Below are 821 nucleotides of genomic sequence, written 5' to 3' on the forward strand. Positions count from 1 at the left end.
TCTTCTCTTTATTATTTATTATTATATTATTATTAAAACACTCCCATGTTTTAGCACTCCCATACTTTCCATTGCCATGTTTTTCATTGCTATGCTTTTCATTGCTATGTTGATTAACAGCTTTTTCAAGATTTTCATAATGTTTATTCACACGCTTTTGGAACCTTTCTTCTTTTTTTTCTCGAAAAAATTTATTGATTCTTCGATTGCATATTTTTTTAGGATATTTGAGCTTGTAGTAGACTTCAGTGCCACAATTTTCACCTAAATGTTTGTGGTAATTTTCAGTTACGTTTATTGTTTTGCCTAGTTTGTACAAATAACTTTGAAGTGTCTTCATTTTAATTTCTTTCTGACCATTTTGTCTTAAGTTTCGGTTGAAATAATAGAGTATTTTATTTTGATTGTATTGCTTGAAGTTAGAATTCAAATAATCTAGTGTTGATATTAATATGATTAACATGTGTTGATGTTTATTAGTTTTTTTGGTGGATTGTTGTGTGTCTTTCATTTTTGAATGCTCCTATCAAATGTTTTACTAATATCCATAATAACTTAATTATTACTAGAAAGTAAACCCATTTATCATAAAAATTCTTTTTATAAAAATTAACAAAAAAATTATATCAATAATTTAGCAAAAAAAGTTGACAAAGCCAAGTTTTTGCTGTAATTTTATTTTTGTAAATACATTTTATAGGAGATTAAATATGAATAAAAATTTATCAAAAAAAATTAGTAATAAAGGAGAAGGTATGCATCATATCGGTGTACAAGCTCAAAGAATATTTGAAGGTTTTGAAGAATTTTTGCCACAAATT

General features: G+C 25.3%; 1 protein-coding gene. It reads right to left on the reverse strand.

Annotated features, from left to right (window positions below; all coding sequences use genetic code 11):
* Window positions 1-511 (reverse strand): plasmid maintenance protein (locus tag U881_RS0101505; RefSeq protein ID WP_024653020.1); only part of this gene is annotated, 511 nt, incomplete at its 3' end.
* Between the last annotated feature and the right edge of the window lie 310 nt (window positions 512-821).

Origin of the sequence: Borrelia persica No12 (assembly GCF_000500045.1) — a bacterium.
GTDB lineage: Bacteria > Spirochaetota > Spirochaetia > Borreliales > Borreliaceae > Borrelia > Borrelia persica.